The sequence below is a fragment of the Paraburkholderia sp. SIMBA_027 genome, assembly GCF_046535315.1.
Taxonomy (GTDB): domain Bacteria; phylum Pseudomonadota; class Gammaproteobacteria; order Burkholderiales; family Burkholderiaceae; genus Paraburkholderia; species Paraburkholderia tropica.
In genome coordinates this window covers 39,996-59,786 of record NZ_JAWRWY010000016.1, presented here as the reverse complement: position 1 = coordinate 59,786, position 19,791 = coordinate 39,996, and the positions used below count along the sequence as shown (strand labels likewise).

Annotated in this window: 19 protein-coding genes and 1 riboswitch; of the genes, 15 read left to right on the top strand and 4 right to left on the bottom strand. The window is 66.1% G+C overall.

Going from position 1 to position 19,791, the window contains the following annotated elements:
• The first annotated feature begins 24 nt into the window (after nucleotides 1-24).
• The 9 genes from SB764_RS27900 (at nucleotide 25) to SB764_RS27860 (ending at nucleotide 9,404) form a co-directional block, all read left to right on the top strand.
• Nucleotides 25-273 carry a hypothetical protein gene (locus tag SB764_RS27900; RefSeq protein WP_065060306.1) on the top strand — a complete coding sequence of 83 codons (249 nt, stop codon included), beginning with the start codon at nucleotides 25-27 and terminating at the stop codon, nucleotides 271-273.
• A gap of 387 nt (nucleotides 274-660) precedes the next feature.
• Nucleotides 661-933: a hypothetical protein gene (locus SB764_RS27895; protein ID WP_065060377.1), complete on the top strand. Its 273-nt coding sequence runs from the start codon at nucleotides 661-663 to the stop codon at nucleotides 931-933.
• A gap of 1,050 nt (nucleotides 934-1,983) precedes the next feature.
• Nucleotides 1,984-3,039 (top strand): substrate-binding domain-containing protein, encoded by a 1,056-nt coding sequence (locus SB764_RS27890; protein WP_065060307.1) that lies wholly within the window; start codon nucleotides 1,984-1,986, stop codon nucleotides 3,037-3,039.
• Between the two features lie 240 nt (nucleotides 3,040-3,279).
• Nucleotides 3,280-4,281 carry an ABC transporter substrate-binding protein gene (locus SB764_RS27885; RefSeq protein WP_322007739.1) on the top strand — a complete coding sequence of 334 codons (1,002 nt, stop codon included), beginning with the start codon at nucleotides 3,280-3,282 and terminating at the stop codon, nucleotides 4,279-4,281.
• 51 nt (nucleotides 4,282-4,332) lie between these two features.
• Nucleotides 4,333-5,157, top strand: coding sequence for an ABC transporter permease (locus tag SB764_RS27880; protein WP_110328247.1), 825 nt, complete (start codon nucleotides 4,333-4,335; stop codon nucleotides 5,155-5,157).
• A gap of 50 nt (nucleotides 5,158-5,207) precedes the next feature.
• Complete coding sequence (locus SB764_RS27875; RefSeq protein ID WP_183714235.1) at nucleotides 5,208-6,116, top strand: ABC transporter permease; 909 nt, start codon at nucleotides 5,208-5,210, stop codon at nucleotides 6,114-6,116.
• Nucleotides 6,117-6,124: 8 nt separating this feature from the next.
• The gene (locus SB764_RS27870; protein ID WP_410865809.1) at nucleotides 6,125-7,165 is read left to right on the top strand and encodes an ABC transporter ATP-binding protein; all 1,041 of its coding nucleotides are present in this window, start codon (nucleotides 6,125-6,127) and stop codon (nucleotides 7,163-7,165) included.
• Between the two features lie 30 nt (nucleotides 7,166-7,195).
• Nucleotides 7,196-8,029, top strand: a complete 834-nt coding sequence (locus tag SB764_RS27865; RefSeq protein ID WP_110328245.1) for a phosphodiesterase — start codon at nucleotides 7,196-7,198, stop codon at nucleotides 8,027-8,029.
• A 163-nt stretch (nucleotides 8,030-8,192) separates the two neighbouring features.
• Nucleotides 8,193-9,404 (top strand): MFS transporter, encoded by a 1,212-nt coding sequence (locus SB764_RS27860; RefSeq protein WP_074984384.1) that lies wholly within the window; start codon nucleotides 8,193-8,195, stop codon nucleotides 9,402-9,404.
• Nucleotides 9,405-9,434: 30 nt separating this feature from the next.
• Here SB764_RS27860 and SB764_RS27855 read toward each other — a convergent pair whose 3' ends face one another.
• On the bottom strand, nucleotides 9,435-9,977 hold the full coding sequence (locus SB764_RS27855; RefSeq protein ID WP_065060313.1) for a bacterioferritin: 543 nt from the start codon (nucleotides 9,975-9,977) through the stop codon (nucleotides 9,435-9,437).
• A gap of 71 nt (nucleotides 9,978-10,048) precedes the next feature.
• Nucleotides 10,049-10,210 carry a DUF1328 family protein gene (locus tag SB764_RS27850; protein WP_065060314.1) on the bottom strand — a complete coding sequence of 54 codons (162 nt, stop codon included), beginning with the start codon at nucleotides 10,208-10,210 and terminating at the stop codon, nucleotides 10,049-10,051.
• 209 nt (nucleotides 10,211-10,419) lie between these two features.
• Between SB764_RS27850 and SB764_RS27845 the strand changes: the two genes are divergently transcribed.
• Nucleotides 10,420-10,557: an entericidin A/B family lipoprotein gene (locus tag SB764_RS27845; protein ID WP_074984383.1), complete on the top strand. Its 138-nt coding sequence runs from the start codon at nucleotides 10,420-10,422 to the stop codon at nucleotides 10,555-10,557.
• Between the two features lie 144 nt (nucleotides 10,558-10,701).
• Here SB764_RS27845 and SB764_RS27840 read toward each other — a convergent pair whose 3' ends face one another.
• Nucleotides 10,702-11,703 carry an EamA family transporter gene (locus tag SB764_RS27840; RefSeq protein WP_183714238.1) on the bottom strand — a complete coding sequence of 334 codons (1,002 nt, stop codon included), beginning with the start codon at nucleotides 11,701-11,703 and terminating at the stop codon, nucleotides 10,702-10,704.
• A gap of 678 nt (nucleotides 11,704-12,381) precedes the next feature.
• On the opposite strand from SB764_RS27840, the gene SB764_RS27835 reads away from it, so the two are divergent.
• From SB764_RS27835 to SB764_RS27815, 5 genes are all read left to right on the top strand, one after another.
• A complete protein-coding gene (locus tag SB764_RS27835) occupies nucleotides 12,382-12,789 on the top strand; it encodes a GreA/GreB family elongation factor (protein WP_065060318.1) in 408 nt (135 codons plus the stop codon).
• Between the two features lie 207 nt (nucleotides 12,790-12,996).
• Nucleotides 12,997-13,136: riboswitch (TPP riboswitch) on the top strand.
• 102 nt (nucleotides 13,137-13,238) lie between these two features.
• On the top strand, nucleotides 13,239-15,170 hold the full coding sequence (gene thiC, locus SB764_RS27830) for a phosphomethylpyrimidine synthase ThiC (RefSeq protein ID WP_065060319.1): 1,932 nt from the start codon (nucleotides 13,239-13,241) through the stop codon (nucleotides 15,168-15,170).
• Nucleotides 15,171-15,385: 215 nt separating this feature from the next.
• Nucleotides 15,386-15,607 carry a glycine zipper 2TM domain-containing protein gene (locus SB764_RS27825; protein ID WP_065060320.1) on the top strand — a complete coding sequence of 74 codons (222 nt, stop codon included), beginning with the start codon at nucleotides 15,386-15,388 and terminating at the stop codon, nucleotides 15,605-15,607.
• A 251-nt stretch (nucleotides 15,608-15,858) separates the two neighbouring features.
• The gene (locus tag SB764_RS27820) at nucleotides 15,859-16,359 is read left to right on the top strand and encodes a hypothetical protein (RefSeq protein WP_260183321.1); all 501 of its coding nucleotides are present in this window, start codon (nucleotides 15,859-15,861) and stop codon (nucleotides 16,357-16,359) included.
• 264 nt (nucleotides 16,360-16,623) lie between these two features.
• Nucleotides 16,624-18,225 (top strand): L-lactate permease, encoded by a 1,602-nt coding sequence (locus SB764_RS27815; protein ID WP_065060322.1) that lies wholly within the window; start codon nucleotides 16,624-16,626, stop codon nucleotides 18,223-18,225.
• A gap of 118 nt (nucleotides 18,226-18,343) precedes the next feature.
• Here SB764_RS27815 and bamC read toward each other — a convergent pair whose 3' ends face one another.
• Nucleotides 18,344-19,573: an outer membrane protein assembly factor BamC gene (gene bamC / locus SB764_RS27810; RefSeq protein ID WP_065060323.1), complete on the bottom strand. Its 1,230-nt coding sequence runs from the start codon at nucleotides 19,571-19,573 to the stop codon at nucleotides 18,344-18,346.
• Nucleotides 19,574-19,791 lie beyond the last annotated feature (218 nt).

Below are 19,791 nucleotides of genomic sequence, written 5' to 3'. Positions count from 1 at the left end.
CTGATTGCACTAGGAGATGAAATCATGAGACAAGCATTCAATGTTGGCATCGTCATCGTCCTCGCACTCCTTCTCGGGAACCGGATTCTGACTCGCGTGCAGGCGCACGAGGGCAGTTCGGTCAGCTGCGCGAAGGGTTCCGAACTCGTGCGCCTCGAAGCGCTCGCGCGCGGTTTCACGACCCTCGGGGCGCGCAGCCAGGGGGAAAACTTCCTCTCGTCCTGCCTCGTGTCCGGTGAGGCGCAGGTCGGCAACGTCGTCGCGCACGACTGAAGCCTCGCCTGGATCGCTGGCCGGGTTCCGCCGGAAGGGCCTGGCGGCACGGCCGGCCGGCTGTGTGCCTGAGCGCGCGCTCCGTGCGCCCGTTCGCCCTGCGCGAAACGTTTCGTGAAATTGTGGCCCGTCCGCGCGCTGCGCTCAGGCGTAGCTGTCCGCTCCAGTCCGGCCCGCCGCCGATATGCCGCCGATACCGTCCGGCATCGCCATTTCCCGCCGACTGCCTTGCTGCTCACCGCATTCGCGCACTCACGCGCACCCTGCGGCGACGTGATAAACGACGCCCATCGGCCTGCGCAGAAGCCTCAGGTTAGCGAACCTTTCTTTCGGGTTGCCAATGCGCGCACCTGGCAGCGACAATGGTGCGCAATCCGGAGGGAATTCATGAAAGGAAGGGTCCTGCTGCTTGGAATCGGCATGCTGACGGCGTGCACGTCGGTCACCGGCGTGAATTCGAGACAGGACGGCCACCTTTCGGTCACGAGCCGCGCGCGCTGGGATTTCGTCTCCTGGAATCATGTGCGCAGCGCCAGCCTCAAGGAAGCGCAAGCCTATTGCCACAAGCGCAAGAAGGAAATGCACGCCATCCAGGTCCATAGCGAAGGCTTGCGCGGCGTCACCTCGCAGACAGTAGAAGTAATCTTCGACTGCATCTGATCTCTCCCCGCTCCACCCCCAACGCCCCGCCCCACAAGCCTTTCCGCCGGTAAGCAGAAGGGTTTTTCTTAGCGACCTTGCCGTCGCGCAACAGTTTGTTGTCGTTCTCCCTGATATTCAAACCGCATGCCCGAGGTACACTTACTTAACACTTTGTTACGGTTTGTCTTAACTCGTATCATGCTTACCGCTTTCTTCATCGCGTCGCCGGTCGCCATCGCTGCCTTGTTCGGCTTTGCACGGCTCGTGAATCCGCGAACCGGCCAGATCGGCAGCCGCTGATCGCGCAACGGCATCGTCCGCCTGGCGTCGCTTGCCGGGAAGCCGCGCGGTTGATGCGTTCGCGATTGCGCCGTTATCGGCGTCGCTACGTAGGCATCGCGAAGCGTCAGGACCGATTGCTCGCACCCGCTTGATCGCGCCCTTTTCTGCCGTTTAGCGCGTTACTCCGCGTCCCCACATTCCCGCTGCCGGTTTCCCGCGCGCGCAACAAAAAACCCGCGAAGCGTGACGCTATCGCGGGTTTCATGATTCCAGCGGTAGGCGCTGGAAGAACAGCAACATCTGGTGCCGGGGACCGGACTCGAACCGGCAAGCCGTGAGGCGGCGGATTTTCGTCACACTACGTCTTTCGACGCCACCCGCTCATCGAGGCGGGCGTTCGTGCGCTGGACTATGCCTTCACCATCGCCGTGCCGCGTGCCGCTTTCGCGTAACACGCCGCGCCAACTTTAGGCGCCCCCCGTCTAGTCTCTACACCTTCCGTACCGACGCTTGCAGCATCAGCCGGCTTGGCTCGGCGTTGCCTCGGTGCCCGCGGGCCCCCAGGGGATTCGCCGAATTTGAGGGGTTCTGCACCGGCCGTTTCCGGCTGGGCACTCAAATTATTTTAAGTCCGCTATGTTTACCAATTTCATCACCCCGGCAGGGCGGACGCGATTCTACCATTGCACCGCGCCCCTCCCAAGCGCCTCTCCGTCATCGCTCCGTCATACGCGTTTCTCATAATCGGCCCCGTCGAAAACGTTTACATCGCCCGGGGCCAGTCGCATGACGTCAACCATCAAAGATGTCGCCGCACACGCAGGATTTTCGATCGCCACCGTGTCGCGGGCGATCAACGCGCCGCACACGGTCAATCCGGTCACGCTCGCCCGCGTGCGCGAAGCCATCGACGCGCTCAAGTTCAGCCCCAGCCCGCTCGGGCGCCAGTTGCGCGGCGAACGCACGCGTCTGATCGGCGTGGTGCTGCCAACGCTCGCCAATCCGGTCTTCGCGGAATGTCTGCAGGGCATCGACGAGCTGGCGTCCGCCCAAGGCTTCCGCCTCATGCTGATGACGACGCAATACGACGCGCAGCGCGAGCGCCACGCGATCGAAACGTTGCGCGCGCAACGCGTCGAGGGCCTGATCCTGACGGTCGCCGACGCGGATACGCACCCGCTCCTCGACGAACTCGACGCCGACGGCCCGCTCTACGTGCTCATGCACAACGACACCAAGCGCCGCCCGTCGGTGTCCGTCGATAACCACCAGGCCGCTTTCGACGGCGTGCGCACGCTGATCGCCCACGGTCATCGGCGCATCCTGATGCTCGCGGGCACGCTCGCCGCCTCCGACCGCGCGCGCCAGCGTCACGCCGGCTACGCGCAGGCGATGCAGCAAGCGGGTCTCACGCCCGCACCCGCGCTCGAAATCGATTTCAACGCGGCGGAACTCGCGCCGTCGGTGCTCGCGCATCTGACGACCGGCCCGCAGCGCCCCACCGCCCTCTTCTGCAGCAACGATCTGCTGGCGATGGTGGTGATGCGCGGCCTGCGCCGCGCGCGCATGCGCGTGCCGCAGGACATGTCGATCCTCGGCTTCGACGGCCTCGCGGTCAGCGAGCTGCTCGCGCCTCCGCTCGCGAGCATCGGCACGCCCAACGGCGAGATCGGCCGCTCGGCGTGGCAGCGTCTGATGGCGCGCATCGGCGGCGAGTACTCGGGTCCGTCGCTCGGCCTCGCGCTGCCGCACACGCTGCGCGAAGGCGGCACGATCGCGGCCATCGCCAGCGTGGCGCATGCGGGTTCCGCACAGCGCGCACGCAGCAGCATCGCGTCGTAAGCGCGCCGTAGTCGCTTCATAGCCGCTTCATAGCCGCTTCATAGCCGCTTCATAGCCGCTTCATAGCCGCTTCGCGCATCGATTTTTACCCGGCCTCGCCGTCCGCCCCCTTCTCGCCCACGACACAACGGGCCGCGCCCACCTGCGCGCCACAACGCCCATCCGATCCGGAGCCCCGACGTGACTCACCGACTCGCCTTCCGCCATCCGCTCGCCGCACTCGCGCGCCGCGGCGCCGCCATGCTCGGCCTCGCGCTCTCGTTCGCGGCGGCGGGCCTCGCCGCGCCGACGCTCGCGCACGCCGACGCCACCGCGATCTGCTACAACTGCCCGCCCGAATGGGCCGACTGGGCCAGCCAGATCCAGGCGATCCAGCGCAAGACCGGCATCCGCGTGCCGTTCGACAACAAGAACTCGGGCCAGTCGATCGCGCAGTTGATGGCCGAGCAGAAAAGCCCGGTCGCCGACGTGGTGTATCTCGGCGTGTCGTCCGCGTTCCAGGCGAAGGACAAAGGCGTGATCGCGCCGTACAAGCCCGCGCACTGGGACGACATTCCGGCCAACCTGAAAGACCCGCAAGGCTACTGGTTCGCGATCCACTCGGGCACGCTCGGCTTTTTCGTCAACAAGGACGCGCTCGACGGCAAGCCGGTGCCGCGCTCGTGGGCGGACCTGCTCAAGCCCGAGTACAAAGGCATGATCGGCTACCTCGATCCGTCGAGCGCCTTCGTCGGCTATGCGGGCGCCGTCGCCGTGAATCTCGCGCTCGGCGGCACGCTCGACAACTTCCAGCCCGCTATCGAATGGTTCAGCAAGCTCAAGGCGAACCAGCCGATCGTGCCGAAGCAGACCGCCTACGCGCGCGTGCTGTCGGGCGAGATTCCGATCCTGCTCGACTACGACTTCGACGCCTATCGCGCGAAGTACAAGGATCACGCCAATGTGGAGTTCGTGATTCCGAAGGAAGGCACGATCTCCGTGCCCTATGTGATGAGCCTCGTGAAGCACGCGCCGCACGCCGACAACGGCAAGAAAGTGCTGGATTTCGTGCTCTCCGACGAAGGCCAGAAGCTTTGGGCCAACGCGTATCTGCGTCCCGTGCGCGCCAACGCGCTGTCGCCGGAAGCCGCCGCGAAGTTCCTGCCCGCGAGCGATTACGCGCGCGCCAAACCGGTCGATTTCGCGAAGATGGCCGCGCAGCAGCAGAGCTTCGGCGAGCGTTATCTGCAAGTCATGCACTGAGCGCGCGCTGAGTTCGCCACACCCGCCACGTTCGTCCACTTTCGTTTCGCCATGCACGATCTCACGTTTCCCCTGCGCTGGCGCGTGGCGCTCATCGCGCCCGCGCTCGCGATCTTCCTCGCGTTCTGGCTGCTGCCGATGGTGGCGCTCGTCCAGGTCAGCGCCGACGGCCATCTGTTCGCCACCTACACCGCACTGCTCGGCAACGGCCGCTACATGAGCGCGCTGCTCGCGACGGTGCTGCTCTCCGCCGCCGTCACGGCCGCGACGCTCGCGATCTCGACGATCTGCGGCCTCCTGCTCGCGCGCCGCCGTTTCGCTGGCCGACGCGCGCTGGTCGCCCTGCTCACGTTTCCGCTCGCGTTTCCAGGCGTGGTGGTCGGCTTCATGGTGATCATGCTCGCGGGCCGCCAGGGCCTGATCGGCGCGCTCGCGCTGCGCTTCACCGGCGAGCGCTGGGTGTTCGCCTATTCGATGGCGGGCCTGTTCGCGGGCTATCTGTACTTTTCGATTCCGCGCGTGATCGTCACGGTGATGGCGGTCGCGGGCCAGCTCGACGCCTCGCTCGAAGAAGCCGCGCGCTCGCTCGGCGCGTCGCCGTGGCGCGTCATGCGCGACGTGATCCTGCCCGCGCTCGCGCCGGGCCTGATCGCGGCGGGCGCGGTGTGCTTCGCCACCGCGATGGGCGCCTTCGGCACCGCCTTCACGCTCGCCACCGACATCGACGTGCTGCCGATGACCATCTACACCGAGTTCACGCTCAACGCGAACATGGTGACGGCGGCCGGCCTGTCGATCGTGCTCGGCGCGGTGACGTGGGCCGTGCTCACGCTCGCGCGCAGCCTGACGGGCGCCTCGGTGGCGGCAACGGCGTGAGCCGCGCCACCCTCGACACCGCCGCATCCTCGACGTCATCCGAACGAAGCATGAATACGATCGCCACGTCCTCTTCTCCGTCCCTGCCGCCCGCCGCGCGCCGCAAACGCCTCGTCTGGCCCGGCGCGCGCGCGTGGCTCGCCGCCGCGCAATGGGCCATCACGCTCGCCACCTGCGCCTTCCTCGTGGTGCCGGTCGTGATGTCGATTCTCGCGGGCCTCACCGTCAACTATTTTCGCGGCGTGGCGAGCGGCCTCACGCTGCGCTGGCTCGACCAGGTCTGGACGCAGTATCACGACTCCGTGTTCCTCTCGCTCGAAGTCGCGGCCGCCACGCTCGCCGTCACGCTCGTCGCGGGCGTGCCCGCCGGTTATGCGCTCGCGCGCAGCCGCACGCGTCTCTCGCGCGTGATCGAAGAGTTGCTCGTGATGCCCGTCGCGCTGCCCGGCCTCGCCTCGGCGCTCGCGCTGCTGGTGGTCTACGGCGGCTTCTCCGCGTTTCGCATGAGCGCGGCCTTCATCGTGGTCGGGCACGTGGTGTTCACGCTGCCGTTCATGGTGCGGCCGGTGGCGGCCGTGTGCGCCTCCGGCGATCTGCGCACGCTCGAAGAAGGCGCGGCGAGCCTCGGCGCGAACTTCGTGCAGCGCTTCATGACGATCGTGCTGCCGAACGCGCGCCCCGGCATCGTGGCGGGCGCGCTCGCGGTGCTCACGCTCTCGATCGGCGAATTCAACCTGACGTGGATGCTGCACACGCCCGACACCAAGACGCTGCCCGTCGGTCTCGCCGATACCTACGCGTCGCTGCGCATCGAAGTCGGCAGCGCGTACACGATCCTGTTTTTCATCATGACGATGCCGCTGCTGGTGGCGATGCAGTGGCTCGGCGTGGACGCGACGGGCGCCCAGACGAAGCGCGCCGCCGCCGCGCATGCCGCTCATACTGAGGAAGCCGAATGAAGCCCGCAATGAAACTCGACTCGATGCCGATCACGCTCACGCAGTGCGCGAAAACGTTTCGCGGCACGCGCGTGCTGGAGCCGCTCGACCTGAGCATCGGCGCGGGCGAGACGCTCGTGCTGCTCGGCCCGTCGGGTTGCGGCAAGACCACGACGCTGCGTCTGATCGCCGGCCTCGAGACGCCCGACGCGGGCGGCCGCGTGGCGTTCGGCGACGACGACGTCACGGCCCTGCCCATCGAGCGCCGCAAGGTCGGCATGGTGTTCCAGAATTACGCGCTGTTTCCGAACCTCAACGTGCGCGGCAATATCGGCTACGGTCTGAAGATTCAGCGCGTGAGCGGCGCGGACGCGCGCGAACGCGTCGACGCACTGCTCGCGATGATGCGTCTCGAAGCGCACGCCGACAAACCCGTTTCGCAGCTTTCCGGCGGCCAGCGCCAGCGTGTCGCGCTGGCGCGTGCGCTCGCGCCGCGCCCGCGCGTGCTGCTGCTCGACGAACCGCTGACCGCGCTCGACGCGCGTCTGCGCGACACGCTGCGCGGCGAAATGAACACGCTGCTGCGCGAGCTGAGCGTGACGACCGTCTACGTCACGCACGACCAGGCCGAAGCGATGGAACTCGGCGACCGCATCGTCGTGATGAGCCATGGCCGCATCGAGCAGATCGGCACGCCGCGCGACATCTATTACCGACCCGCGAGCCGCGCGGTGGCGCAGTTCATCGGCACGCTCAATCGCCTCGCGGGCGAGTGGCGCGACGGCATGCTCTGCACCACGGGCGGCGCGGTCCGCGCGCCGGGCAACAGCCGCAGCGGCGCGAACGAACTCTTTTTCCGCCCCGAAGACGCCACGCTCGCCGATCCCGCCGCCGCCGCGCTGCGCGGCACGATCGAGCAAGCGACGTTTCTCGGCGAACGCACGCGCCTGACGATCGGCGGCGCCGCGCCCGATGCGCTGTTCATCGACGTGGCGGGCCGCATCGAACTCGCGCGCGGCACGCCCGTGGGCATCGCCATCGCACCGGAAGCGCTGATTGCGCTCGCGTAACTTCGCGTAACTTTTACAATCGAGGTCAACATGCTGCTCGCCCAGATCAGCGATCTGCACATCAAGCCGCCGGGCGCGCTCGCGTACCGGCGCGTCGATACCGCCGCGCAATTCGCGCGCACGATTGCGCGGCTCAACGCGCTCGCGCCGCGTCCCGACGCGGTGCTCATCACCGGCGATCTGGTCGATTGCGGCAGCGCCGACGAGTATCGGCATCTGAAAACGCTGCTCGACACGCTGGCGATTCCCTACTGGCTGCTGATCGGCAATCACGACGGACGCGAGGGCTTGCGCGAGGTGTTCGGCGAACGCGCCGAACTGCAGGCGCGCGCGCCCGGTGATTTCGTGCAATACGTCGTCGATCTCGGTGCGCTGCGCGTGATCGCGCTCGATTCGATGCAGCCGGGCCGCAGCGGCGGCACGCTCTGCGAGGCGCGGCTGGGCTGGCTCGCGCAGCAACTCGACGCGGCGCGCGGGCATCCGGTGATCGTCGCGCTCCATCATCCGCCGTTCGATTGCGGCATCGCGCATATGGATGCGATCCGTCTCGACGAGCCCGCCGCGCGCGCGCTCGAAGCGCTGATCGCGCAGCATCCGAACGTGGAGCGCGTGCTCTGCGGCCATGTGCACCGGCCGATGTTCGTGCGCTTCGGCGGCACCATCGCCAGCGCGGTGCCCGCGCCCGCGCATCAGGTCACGCTCGATCTCGCGGCCGATGCACCCTCCTCGTTCACGCTCGAACCGCCCGCCTTCGCGCTGCACCGCTACGACGCCGCGCGCGGCATCGTCACGCATCACGCTTATGTGGAGGCCTCGGACGGCCCGTATCCGTTTCACGAACCGTCGGGCGAATTGATCGCCTGAGCGGTGTCTGACCATCGTCAGGCTCGCGCGCGACGGCATCCGCAGCGACGGAGCGGCGCCAGCAGAAACCCCCGCGCTCCGGTATGATCGGCACGCCCGGCCCCGCGCCGGGCTGCCCTTTACGTATCGGGCCGTTCCGCCGCGAACGGCCGACCCAGCGCCCATGCCCACATCCGAATCCGCTACCGCCGGCGACAGCCGGTCGTTGCGCGGCCTCCTGCTTTTGCTCGCGACCATCGCGGGCATTTCGGTCGCGAACATCTATTACAACCAGCCGCTGCTCGACGACTTCCGCCAGGCCTTCCCGGGCGGCGCGGCATGGATCGGCGCGGTGCCCGCCGCGACGCAGCTCGGCTACGCCGCCGGCATGCTGCTGCTCGCGCCGCTCGGCGACCGCTTCGACCGCCGCCGCATCATCCTGATGCAGACCGCGCTGCTCTGCTGCGCGCTGCTCGTCGCCACGACCGCGCCCACGCTGCCCGTGCTGATTGGCGCGAGCCTCGCCATGGGCGTGCTCTCGACCATCGCGCAGCAAGCCGTGCCGTTCGCCGCCGAACTCGCGCCGCCCGAAGGGCGTGGCCACGCCGTCGGCACCGTCATGAGCGGCTTGCTGATCGGCATTCTGCTTGCGCGGACCGCCGCCGGTTTCGTCGGTCAGTATTTCGGCTGGCGCTCGGTGTTCGGCGCGTCGATCGTGGTGCTGCTCTGCCTCGCCGTGGTCATCATCAAAAAACTGCCGAAAAGCCGGCCGACGTCGACGCTGAGCTACGGCAAGCTGCTCGGCTCGATGTGGCATCTGGCGGTGGAATTGCGCGGACTGCGCGAAGCGTCGGCGACGGGCGCCTGCCTGTTCGCCGCGTTCAGCCTGTTCTGGCCCGTGCTCACGCTGCTGCTCGCGGGCGAGCCGTTCCATCTCGGGCCGCAGGTCGCGGGGCTGTTCGGCATCGTCGGCGCGGCGGGCGCGCTGGCCGCGCCGTGGGCCGGACGCTCGGCGGACAAACGCGGACCGCGCGCGGTCATCACGATGTCGATCGCGCTGATGGCGCTCGCGTTCGTGATCTTCGCGTTCTCGGGCAAAAGCCTGATCGGTCTGGTGATCGGCGTCGTGGTGCTCGACGTCGGCGTGCAGGCCGCGCAGATTTCGAATCAGTCGCGCATCTACGCACTGCGGCCCGAAGCGCGCAGCCGCGTGAACACCGTGTTCATGGTCTGCTATTTCATCGGCGGCGCGACCGGCTCGGCCGTGGGCGCCGCGACGTGGCATGCGTTCGGCTGGGTCGGCGTCTGCGTGGCGGGACTCGGCTTCACGGCGCTGGCCGCGTGGGTGCATTTCGCCACGCGCCCGCGCGTGAACGCGAGCGCGCAGACTTCCTGACCGTCACGGCAAATCCCGCCGTCGACACGCCTATTTGCCCGAATCGAGCAAATCGGTCATGTCGTCGGCATGCTCTTCCTCGACGGCGAGAATCTCCTCGAAAATGCGCCGCGTGGTGGTGTCGCTGTCGCCGAGGTAATGAATGATCGCGCGATAACTCTCGATCGCAATGCGCTCGGCGATCAGATTTTCGCGAATCATGTCGTGCAGGTCCTTGCCCTCCTTGTACTCGGAATGCGAATGCTCGACGAGGTGCGCGGGCGAAAAATCCGGCTCGCCGCCAAGCTGCACGATGCGCGCGGCGAGCATGTCCGCGTGCTGTTCTTCCTCGGTCGCGTGCTCGAGAAACTCGGCCGCCACCGATTCCGATTCGATCCCCTTCGCCATGAAGTAGTGCCGCTTGTAGCGCAGCACGCAAACAAGCTCGGTGGCGAGCGAATCGTTGAGCAGCTTGAGCACGGTTTCGCGGTCCGCGCCGTAGCCCGGCGTGACCGGGCCTTGCTCCAGATTGCGTCGCGCATCTTCGCGCACGCGTTTCAGATCGATCTCAAACGAAGCGTGTGACTTCGACATCTGACTCTCCTTCGAACGGTTGGCAGGCTGACTTGGGTTCGCGCGCGGTCGCGGACGGCGACTACCGGCCGCTAGCCGCGCAGCACGCCGAGCAGCAGCGTGACGACGAACACGACGAGGAAGACGTAAAACAGGATCTTGGCGATTTCCGCCGCGCCCGCCGCAATGCCGGTGAAGCCGAACACGGCGGCAATGAGCGCGATCACGAAAAAGACGATGGCGTAATGAAGCATGGCGTCGTTCTCCCGTTTTTCCCCCTGGATGCGGCTGATGTGGCAATTCGCTATGCGCAAGCAGCGGTCCCGAGCACGCGGACAATCTGGCGGAAAAATCGCGAATAGCCCTTGAAACAAGGGCTCGAAGCAGAATCGGGAGGGAGAGAAACGGCGTCAGGCACGCCGCGTGCTGGAGGAGGATTCCCTTAATCGTGGAGGAATCCCTCATGAAACGCCTGATTGCCTTGCTTCTCGTTGCCGCGTCGGCTGCGGCACTGGCCGCCTGCAACACCGTGGCGGGCGCTGGCCAGGATATTTCTTCAGGTGGTCACGCCATTTCGAACACCGCCGAGCAGGCGAAGTAAGCGGCGGGCCTCGGTGAAAAACGGCTGCGCTGTGCGCGCCGTTTTTCATCGTTTTGCGGCGAATCGAAGAAGAAAATCCAGTACCTGGCAAACACCTGGCAATCACCTGGCCATCCGGACAATCTGCGTGAATCGCAGATCGAATCAGTTTGTCCGGCGCCTGTCGTCGAAGAAAAACGAGAGTCCGACGCTGCCGAGAATCAGCACCGTCGCGACGATCGTCCCCGTGGTGATCGGCTCGCCCAGCATCACCGCGCCCAGCGCCACCGCCACCACCGGATTCACGTACATGCAGCTGCTCGCCACGAGCGGACTTGTCTGGCGAATCAGATAGCCATACGCGACATACGCGGCCATCGTGCCGATCAGCATCAGATAAACGAAGGCGACGAACGGCAGGAAGTGCAGCGTGCCCATGCGCTCGCCGGTGATCCACGCGACCATCGTCGAGATCGCACCGCCGAGGCCGATCTGCAAGGCCGTGGCGATGAAGAGATCGGACGGCAATTCGAGCCGTCCCGCCAGATGCGCGCCCACTGCCCAGAACAGCGCGCCGCCGAGAATCGCGAGCGACCCGCCCGCCGTGCCGCTCGCGCCGCCGCCGTGACTCAGAATGGCGATGCCGACGAGACCGAGCGCGACCGCCGCCCATTCGCCTTTCGCGACACGCCGGCCCGCAGCCGCTGCGATCAGCGTGGCGAACAAGGGAACGGTCGCGACCATCACGGCCGCCGTGCCGGTGCCGACCGTGCGCATGCCGTACGCGAGCATGCCGCTCGACAGCCCGACCAGCAGCGTGCCGACGACACCCGCGTTACGCACCTGCGCGAGCGTGGGCATGACGGGGCGTCGCCGCATCGCGAATACGAACAGACCGATGCCCGCCAGCAGGTTGCGCAGGCCCGAGAGCAAGAGCGGCGGAAACGAGCCGAGCGCGACGTGCACACCGAGATAGGTCGAGCCCCAGACGAAGTAGACGACCGCAAGCGACAGCGCGACGCGACCGCTGCGCGTCTGCGGCAGGCGCAGGGCGCGCGCACTGCGCCAGCACCAGGCGCCCGCCCGTATCAACGCTTGAAGGAGACCGAGAAGGAGCCCTTGTGCGAGCGACAAAGCAGTCTGGCCGGAAGGCAAACGGGGCAGCATCGTCAATGCTCCGTGGCGGCGCTGGAAGGGGAACGGACGAAGCACGGGCATCCCGCCGGACGTGGGACGGGACGAGCAAAGCGCGACGGCATGATGGAGGCGGAGAGCGGAGCGAAAGTGCGAGAGAGCGTGCCGATGAGGGCGAAGCTGAACGCGCCCGAAACACGATTGAAAGCTCGGACGGGCGCCACGCATTATGCAACAACGTGCTTCATTGCGGACGCCGCGCAGCGCCTTTATGCGTGGGGGCGCTGCGTGCGCGCAACGGTGTCCCGATCCGGGCGAAACGCAGCGTCGATCCGGCCGCCCTCGCCCCCGATTTTCGAGACCGTGCTAGGATGACACATCCTTTCGATTTACTTTCAGACGATTTTTCGTCCACTTTTTTGCTTCGTCGATACTGATGCGCCAATCGCCCCCGATCCTCGCCGTTTGCCCGCCGCCGCGCCCGTTGCGCGGCGCGGTCGTGCGCGCACGGGCGGCCCGCGCACCAGCACGCGCATTCGCTCGACGACGCCCGCGCCAACCCGGCCAGTCCACCGGCTACCACGCCCCGCAAGCCGCCGCCCGGCGCCCGCGCTGAACCACCCTCCGCTTCCGGAGCCGTTCGGCCAGGCTCCGGGCCGACGATCCCTCACCTCATCCCTTTCACTTTTCCGGATTGCCGGGAGAACCGCCATGTCCAAGAAAATCCGTTACCTGACCGAACTCGATCTCGCCCGCCTCGAAAAATGCGCCGCCGAACCTGGCGCCGCCCCGGCGCGCCAGGCCATGCTCGACGAGCTGCTCGAGCGCGCCGAGATCGTCGATGCGCACAAGGTCGCCTCGAACGTCGTCACCATGAATTCGCAGGTCACGCTCGTGAGCGAGCGCTCGGGCGAACCGGTGACTTTCACGGTCGTTTATCCGGCGGGCGCGAATGTCGAAGCCGGACGCCTGAACGTGTTCTCGCCGGCGGGCCTTGCGCTGCTCGGCGCGAAGCGCGGCGACACCGTGCGCTTCACGCCGCCGAGCGGCGCCGTCGAAACGCTCAAGATCGATCGCATCCTGTTTCAGCCCGAAGCCGCCGACGATTTTTCGCTCTAATCGCTCTAATAACGCGCAGCTTTCACCCGAAGCACGCGCGGCTTTGCGCCGTGGCTTCGCGGTTCTTCCACCACTTTTCCTCCCTCCCCAACAACGCGAAATCCGCGCGCATCGCTATATGAGCGCGCGCGCGAAACGCGCCGCGCCTGCCACATCGCGCGCGAATTCGCGCTTGCCAGATCGTCGCAGCGCGGTGTATCGTTTGGCCTGCTTACGCGGGGGTCCTGCGTCATGCGCCGCTTCGAACCATTCATACGAATGCTCAAGCTGCGTATTTCGCGGGTGAGAAATACCCTTTGAACCTGATCTGGATAATGCCAGCGCAGGGAAGCGTCCGGACTTCGCAGCACCATCGCCTTGCTTCATCCATCAAAGCGAAGTCCGTCCACGTTCCGTTTCGTCTCCTGCTAAGCCGTTGTTCCCCCACTGCTTCATGGAGAGAGAGACGCATGAACGCGAATCCCAAATTCATTTCCGCCAACGCGCACGTCGACGAAGCCGCGATCGCGCCGCTGCCCAATTCCCGCAAGATCTACGTCACCGGCTCGCAGCCCGACATCCGCGTGCCGATGCGCGAGATCACGCAAGCCGACACGCCCACGGGCTTCGGCGGCGAGAAGAATCCGCCGGTCTACGTCTACGACACCTCGGGTCCGTACACCGATCCCGAAGCGAAGATCGACATTCGCGCGGGTCTGCCTGCGCTGCGCCAGTCGTGGATCGAAAAGCGCGGCGACACCGAAGCGCTGCCTGGCCTCTCCTCCGACTACGGCCGCGAGCGCGCCGCCGATCCGGCCACGGCCGAACTGCGTTTCCCGGGCCTGCACCGCACGCCGCGCCGCGCCCAGGCCGGCAAGAACGTCACGCAGATGCACTACGCGCGTCAGGGCATCATCACGCCCGAAATGGAGTACATCGCGATCCGCGAAAACCAGCGTCGCGCCGAGTACCTCGAGAGCCTCAAGTCGAGCGGCCCGAACGGCGCAAAGCTCGCGGCAATGATGGGCCGCCAGCATCCGGGCCAGGCGTTCGGCGCAGCGGCGTTCGGCGCCGACGCGCTCAAGGAAATCACGCCTGAATTCGTGCGCGACGAGATCGCACGCGGCCGCGCGATCATCCCCGCGAACATCAACCACCCGGAAAGCGAACCGATGATCATCGGCCGCAACTTCCTCGTGAAGATCAACGCGAACATCGGCAACTCGGCGGTCACGTCGTCGATCGGCGAGGAAGTCGACAAGATGACGTGGGCGATCCGCTGGGGCGGCGACACGGTCATGGATCTGTCGACCGGCAAGCACATTCATGAAACGCGCGAGTGGATCATCCGCAATTCGCCGGTGCCGATCGGCACGGTGCCGATCTATCAGGCGCTCGAAAAGGTCAACGGCAAGGCCGAAGACCTCACGTGGGAAATGTTCCGCGACACGCTGATCGAGCAGGCCGAACAAGGCGTCGACTACTTCACGATTCACGCGGGCGTGCGTCTGCAATACGTGCCGCTCACGGCCAACCGCATGACGGGCATCGTCTCGCGCGGCGGTTCGATCATGGCCAAGTGGTGCCTCGCGCACCATAAGGAATCCTTCATTTACGAGCATTTCGAAGAGATCTGCGAAATCATGAAGGCCTACGACGTGAGCTTCTCGCTCGGCGACGGCCTGCGTCCCGGCTCGATCTACGACGCCAACGACGAAGCGCAGCTCGGCGAACTGAAGACGCTCGGCGAACTCACGCAGATCGCGTGGAAGCACGACGTGCAGGTGATGATCGAAGGCCCCGGCCACGTGCCGATGCAGCTCATCAAGGAGAACATGGATCTCCAGCTCGACTGGTGCAAGGAAGCGCCGTTCTACACGCTCGGGCCGCTGACCACCGACATCGCGCCGGGCTACGATCACATCACTTCGGGCATCGGCGCGGCGATGATCGGCTGGTTCGGCACGGCGATGCTCTGCTACGTCACGCCGAAGGAACACCTCGGCCTGCCGAACAAGGACGACGTGAAGGAAGGCATCATCACGTACAAGCTCGCGGCGCACGCGGCCGATCTCGCGAAGGGTCATCCGGGCGCGCAGGTGCGCGACAACGCGCTCTCGAAGGCGCGTTTCGAGTTCCGCTGGGAAGACCAGTTCAACCTCGGCCTCGATCCGGACAAGGCGCGTGAATTCCACGACGAAACGCTGCCGAAGGACTCGGCCAAGGTCGCGCACTTCTGCTCGATGTGCGGCCCGCACTTCTGCTCGATGAAGATCACGCAGGACGTGCGCGACTTCGCGGCGAAGCAAGGCATGAGCGACGACGAAGCCCTGAAAAAAGGCATGGAAGTGAAGGCCGTCGAGTTCGTCAAGCAAGGCGCGGAGATTTATCAGCGCCAGTAAGCGAAGCGGTTTTTCGCTGCGCCGCACGATGAAAATCGTCACGACGATCGTCGTGCGGCGCGCCGATACATTTTTTAACGACTCCGACAACTCGCTGACAAGCGCACACACCCTGATACGCGGCGTGTGGCTAGGATGGGTGTACTGGAGGTGCGAATCGGGCCTGCGATAGGCGGCGAGATCCGCATCGCATATCCGATTTCAAGGAGTCGACAATGAACGCGCTCGTCCGTCCCCGCATCCTACTCACGGCCGCCACGCTGGTCGCCGTGCTCGGCAGTCTCACTGCTTGTGACAACATGTCCCGACGCGATCGCGACACCGCCATCGGCGCGGGTGTCGGCGGCGCTGCGGGCGCCGTGATCGGCGGCAGCGCGCTGTCGACGGTGGGCGGCGCGGCGGTGGGCGGCATCATCGGCAATCAGGTCGGCAAGTAACCAGCGGTCTGCGCGAAGCATAACGACAACGTCGACAACCCCGACAGGCAGATCGCCGGCCAGCCCGGTTTCAGAGAGGATGCGCGGCGCATGGTTCCTTGGGACATGCGCCGCGCCTGTTTTTGAGCCGCGCCATTGCGTCGATGCCCTTGCCCGAAATATGCCGTTACGCGTGGGCAATACGCCGCGACGGCAACGCGAGTAAGCTCGATCGACTACGCCGCGATCCGCGCCGCGCCTCGGAGCCCGTCATGCAATACCCGTTTGCGTTTGTATCGATGCTGTCTTCGTCTGTGTCGGCTTGCCGCGCTTCCACGCCCGCGCGATACGTGAAGCGCGCCGCTTCGGCAGGCGCGGCCGTCACGCTGCTCGCGCTCTCGGGCTGCTACTACTACGCGCCATACGGCTACGCGCCCTACTCGTCCTACTCGCCGTACTACGCCGGCGCGGTGCCCGCCGCCGGCACGCAGCAGGAAACGTCGGCTTATCCAACGCAGCAATCGGCACAATCGACCTGGACCGCGGCGCCCAACCCCGCGCCCGCCGCGATTCCCGACGCGCAGTATCCCGGTTCGCTCACGGCCACGCCGCCGGTCGTCGTCGCCGCGCCCGTGTGGCCGGTCTGGCCTGCGTACTATCCGGCTTATCCGGCCTGGCCCGCCTACTATTCGTATCCCGCATGGGGCTGGGGCGCGCCGTCGATCTCGTTCGGCTTCGGCTACTGGGGCGGCGGCGGACACTGGCATCGCTGATCGCGCGGCATCGCATCCGCACTCGAACCGCTGCCCCTCCCGCGCGCCCGGCCCGCACACGACCGTACTTTCCCTCCTTGACGCTCCGCGCCCATTTTCTATCCTGCTTAGGGGCACCGGGGATTGAAGCACTGCCTTAACTACATCGCCCTCCTTCTCGACGACGCACGCCGCCGCGCGCCGTCCGCCCCGCCGACGCCACGCCCGGCACGCCTTGCGCCCACGCATCGATGCGCCGATACGAACCAGCACAAAGGAGACGTCATGTTTCATCAGCTGTTGACACCCATCGGCAACTCGCTGCTCTTGTCGTTCATCGTGGCGGTGTTGCCGATCGCCGTGGTGCTCGTCCTGCTCGGCTGGGCGCGCCGCCCCGCGTGGCAGGCTTCGCTCGCGGGCCTCGTCGTCGGGCTGATCGTGGCCATCGCGGGCTGGCAGTTCCCGGTCAATCTGGCGGTGAGCGCGGTGCTCAACGGCGTGGTGTTCGCGCTGTGGCCGGTCATGTGGATCGTGGTCACGGCCATCCTGCTCTACAACATCGCGCTGCGTTCGGGGCGCTTCGCGGCGTTCCGCATGTGGCTGCTCGACAATCTGCCGAACGACCGGCGCATCGTGCTCGTCGTGGTGGGGTTCTCGTTCGGCGCGCTGTTCGAAGGCATTTCGGGCTTCGGCACGCCGATCGCGATCACGAGTTCGCTGCTCATCATGCTCGGCTTCCCGACGCTCGAAGCGCTCACTTTCACGCTGATCTTCAACACCGCGCCGGTGGCGTTCGGCGCGCTCGGCGTGCCGATCACCGTGCTCGGCGCGGTCACGCATCTGCCCGCCGACGTGCTCGGCCAGATGGTCGGCCGCCAGTTGCCGTTCTTCGCCCTGCTGCTGCCGTTCTACGTGATCGCGATCTACGCGGGCGTGGGCGGCATGCTGCGCATCTGGCCGGTGCTGCTGGTCTCGGGCGGCAGTTTCGCGATCACGCAGTTCGTCACCGCGAACTTCATCAACTACAGCCTGACCGACGTGCTGTCGTCGCTCGTTTCGCTGATCCTGACCATCGTGTTTCTGCGCGTCTGGAAACCCGCGCCCGATCCCGCCTTCGAGATCAAGGTCGACCGCGCGAAGGAAGTGCGCGGCGCCGTCTCGGGCGCGCAAGGCTGGTATCCGTGGATCATCGTGGCCGTCGTGGTGATTCTCTGGACCGTGGCGAAGGTGTTCGCGATCGGCGACGTGAAAGTGCCGTGGCCGGGTCTCGACAAGGCCGTCTTCATCACGCTCTACAAGACGCCGTACGGCGCGATCTGGGACTTCCAGCCGCTCGCCACGGGCACCGCGATCCTCGTGGCGGCGATCATCACGGCCTTCGTCGTGCGGCTTAAACCCGCCGACTTCGGCGGCGCGATCGTCGACACGTGGGTGCAGACGCGCATCGCCATTCTCACGGTGGCGACCATCGTCGGGCTCGCGTTTCTGATGAACTACTCGGGCCTCACCTACACGCTCGGGCTCGGCGTGGCGTCGGTGGGCGCGTTCTTCCCGCTGGTGTCCGCGTTCCTCGGCTGGGTCGCCGTGTTCCTCTCGGGCAGCGACACCTCGGGCAACGCGCTGTTCGGCAACCTGCAGGTGGTGGCCGCGCAGCAGCTCAACCTCAATCCCGTGCTGATGGCGGCGACCAACTCGTCGGGCGGCGTGATGGGCAAGATGATCTCGCCGCAGAACATCGCGACGGGCGTCGCAACCACCGAGCTCAAGGGCAAGGAAGGCCACGTCTTCGCACGCACCTTCAAGCATTCGATCCTGATGACGGTGCTGCTCGGCCTGCTCGTCTGGCTCCAGCAGAACGTCTTCACGTGGATGATTCCGCCGCACTGAGCGCGCGATACTCCGCAGCAAAATAAAAAGCCCGCCTGCTTGACGCAGGCGGGCTTTTTAACGATCGCGGACCGGACGAAGGCGACGGACAGCGCGCCTTCGTCCGGTTGCAAATCGCTTAGTGCAGCTCTTCGACCATCAGGCCCATGATCTCGCGCGCCGGGCGCGACGAGTCGATCTGGCCTTTGTCGTCGACCACGGCGATGCGGGTCTGGTTCTCGGTCACGGCGCGCACGTTCACCTTGTACTGCTTGGCGATCTTTTCCTTGCGGCCATGGAAGATCTGGTTCCAGAAGCCCTGTTCCGCCGACGTCATATCCTGCGGATCGACGTAGCGCACGTAGTAGATGCCCTTCGAGCGGTCGCGGTCGTCCACGGTGAAGTTGGCGCGATCGAGCGCGACGCCCACACGCAGCCACGCGCGGTCATACGGCTCGCCGAGCGTGAGTTCGCTCGACGTGTACTGACCCGACGTGTTACCGGTCGGCGTGGACGGCTGGCTCTGACCCACGGCTGCGGCGTTCTGCGCGGCGATGGCGGCGGCGGCCGCGTCCGGTGCCTTCGACTTCGCGTCCTTGGCGTTGGCCTTCGCGTCGACGTCCTTCGCGACCTGCGCGTCGGGCACGCCCGGCTTGGCGTTCGCGAGCGTCATCATCAGGCGCTTCAGGTATTCCTGCTCGAGCGCCGGATCGTTGGGCTTCGGCACCCACTTGCTGGTCTCGTTGTTGGTGCCCGACAGCTGCTCGCTCAGCCCCTTCTGGCTGATGAACACATACGTGCCGCCCGTGGGCGACGTTTCGAGGCGCGTGCGGTACTTGTTGCGCTCGGCCGTGACGTACGAGTTGCCCGTGGCCCACGACAGCGTGTTGCGGATCAGACCGTCGTTGATCTTCGGATGGGTTTCGTTCCAGTCCGTTTCCATCACGCCCTTGTCGCGCTGGTCGACGACCAGCAGGAAGCCTTGTTCCTGCCAGAAGCGGCGGACCTGGGCCCAGACGTCGGCGGGCGTGCGGCTGTCGATGACGAGCCAGCTTTCCGTGCCGTCACGCTGGATGTGCATGCCCGGAACCTGCGGCAGCACCTGGGTCTGCTGGTCGGACGACGGCGCGTCGCTCTGGACCTGCTTGAGCGTGGACAGCGAGGCCTCGCCGCCCTGCGGCGCCACCGAACGCTGGTCGGACGTTTCGTCCAGCAAGTTCGGCGGTACAGCCAGCGACGCCTGCTTCGCCTTGGCGTCGCTGCGGTAATCGATCTTGTTCGGCGACGGCGAACTGCAGCCGGCGACCAACCCGCCCGCCATCAGGAGCGCAAAGGCGCGTGCGGCAAGACGTTGATGAAAATCACTCATGTTCGGGTAATCCCTTCGGCTTAGGCCACGTCCGGTTTCGTGGATCAACCAAACATTTTACCGGCGACTCGGCGTGATGTGCAAAAAGCCGGGGGCGACAACGCCGCTTGAAACGCTTTCCTCGCGCGCAACGCCCTGTCCGCGCGGCCTTTACCGGCATTTCCCGTAATCAAATTAACGTTTATCAACATTCGGTAAGCCTTGCCGATTGTGCCCTT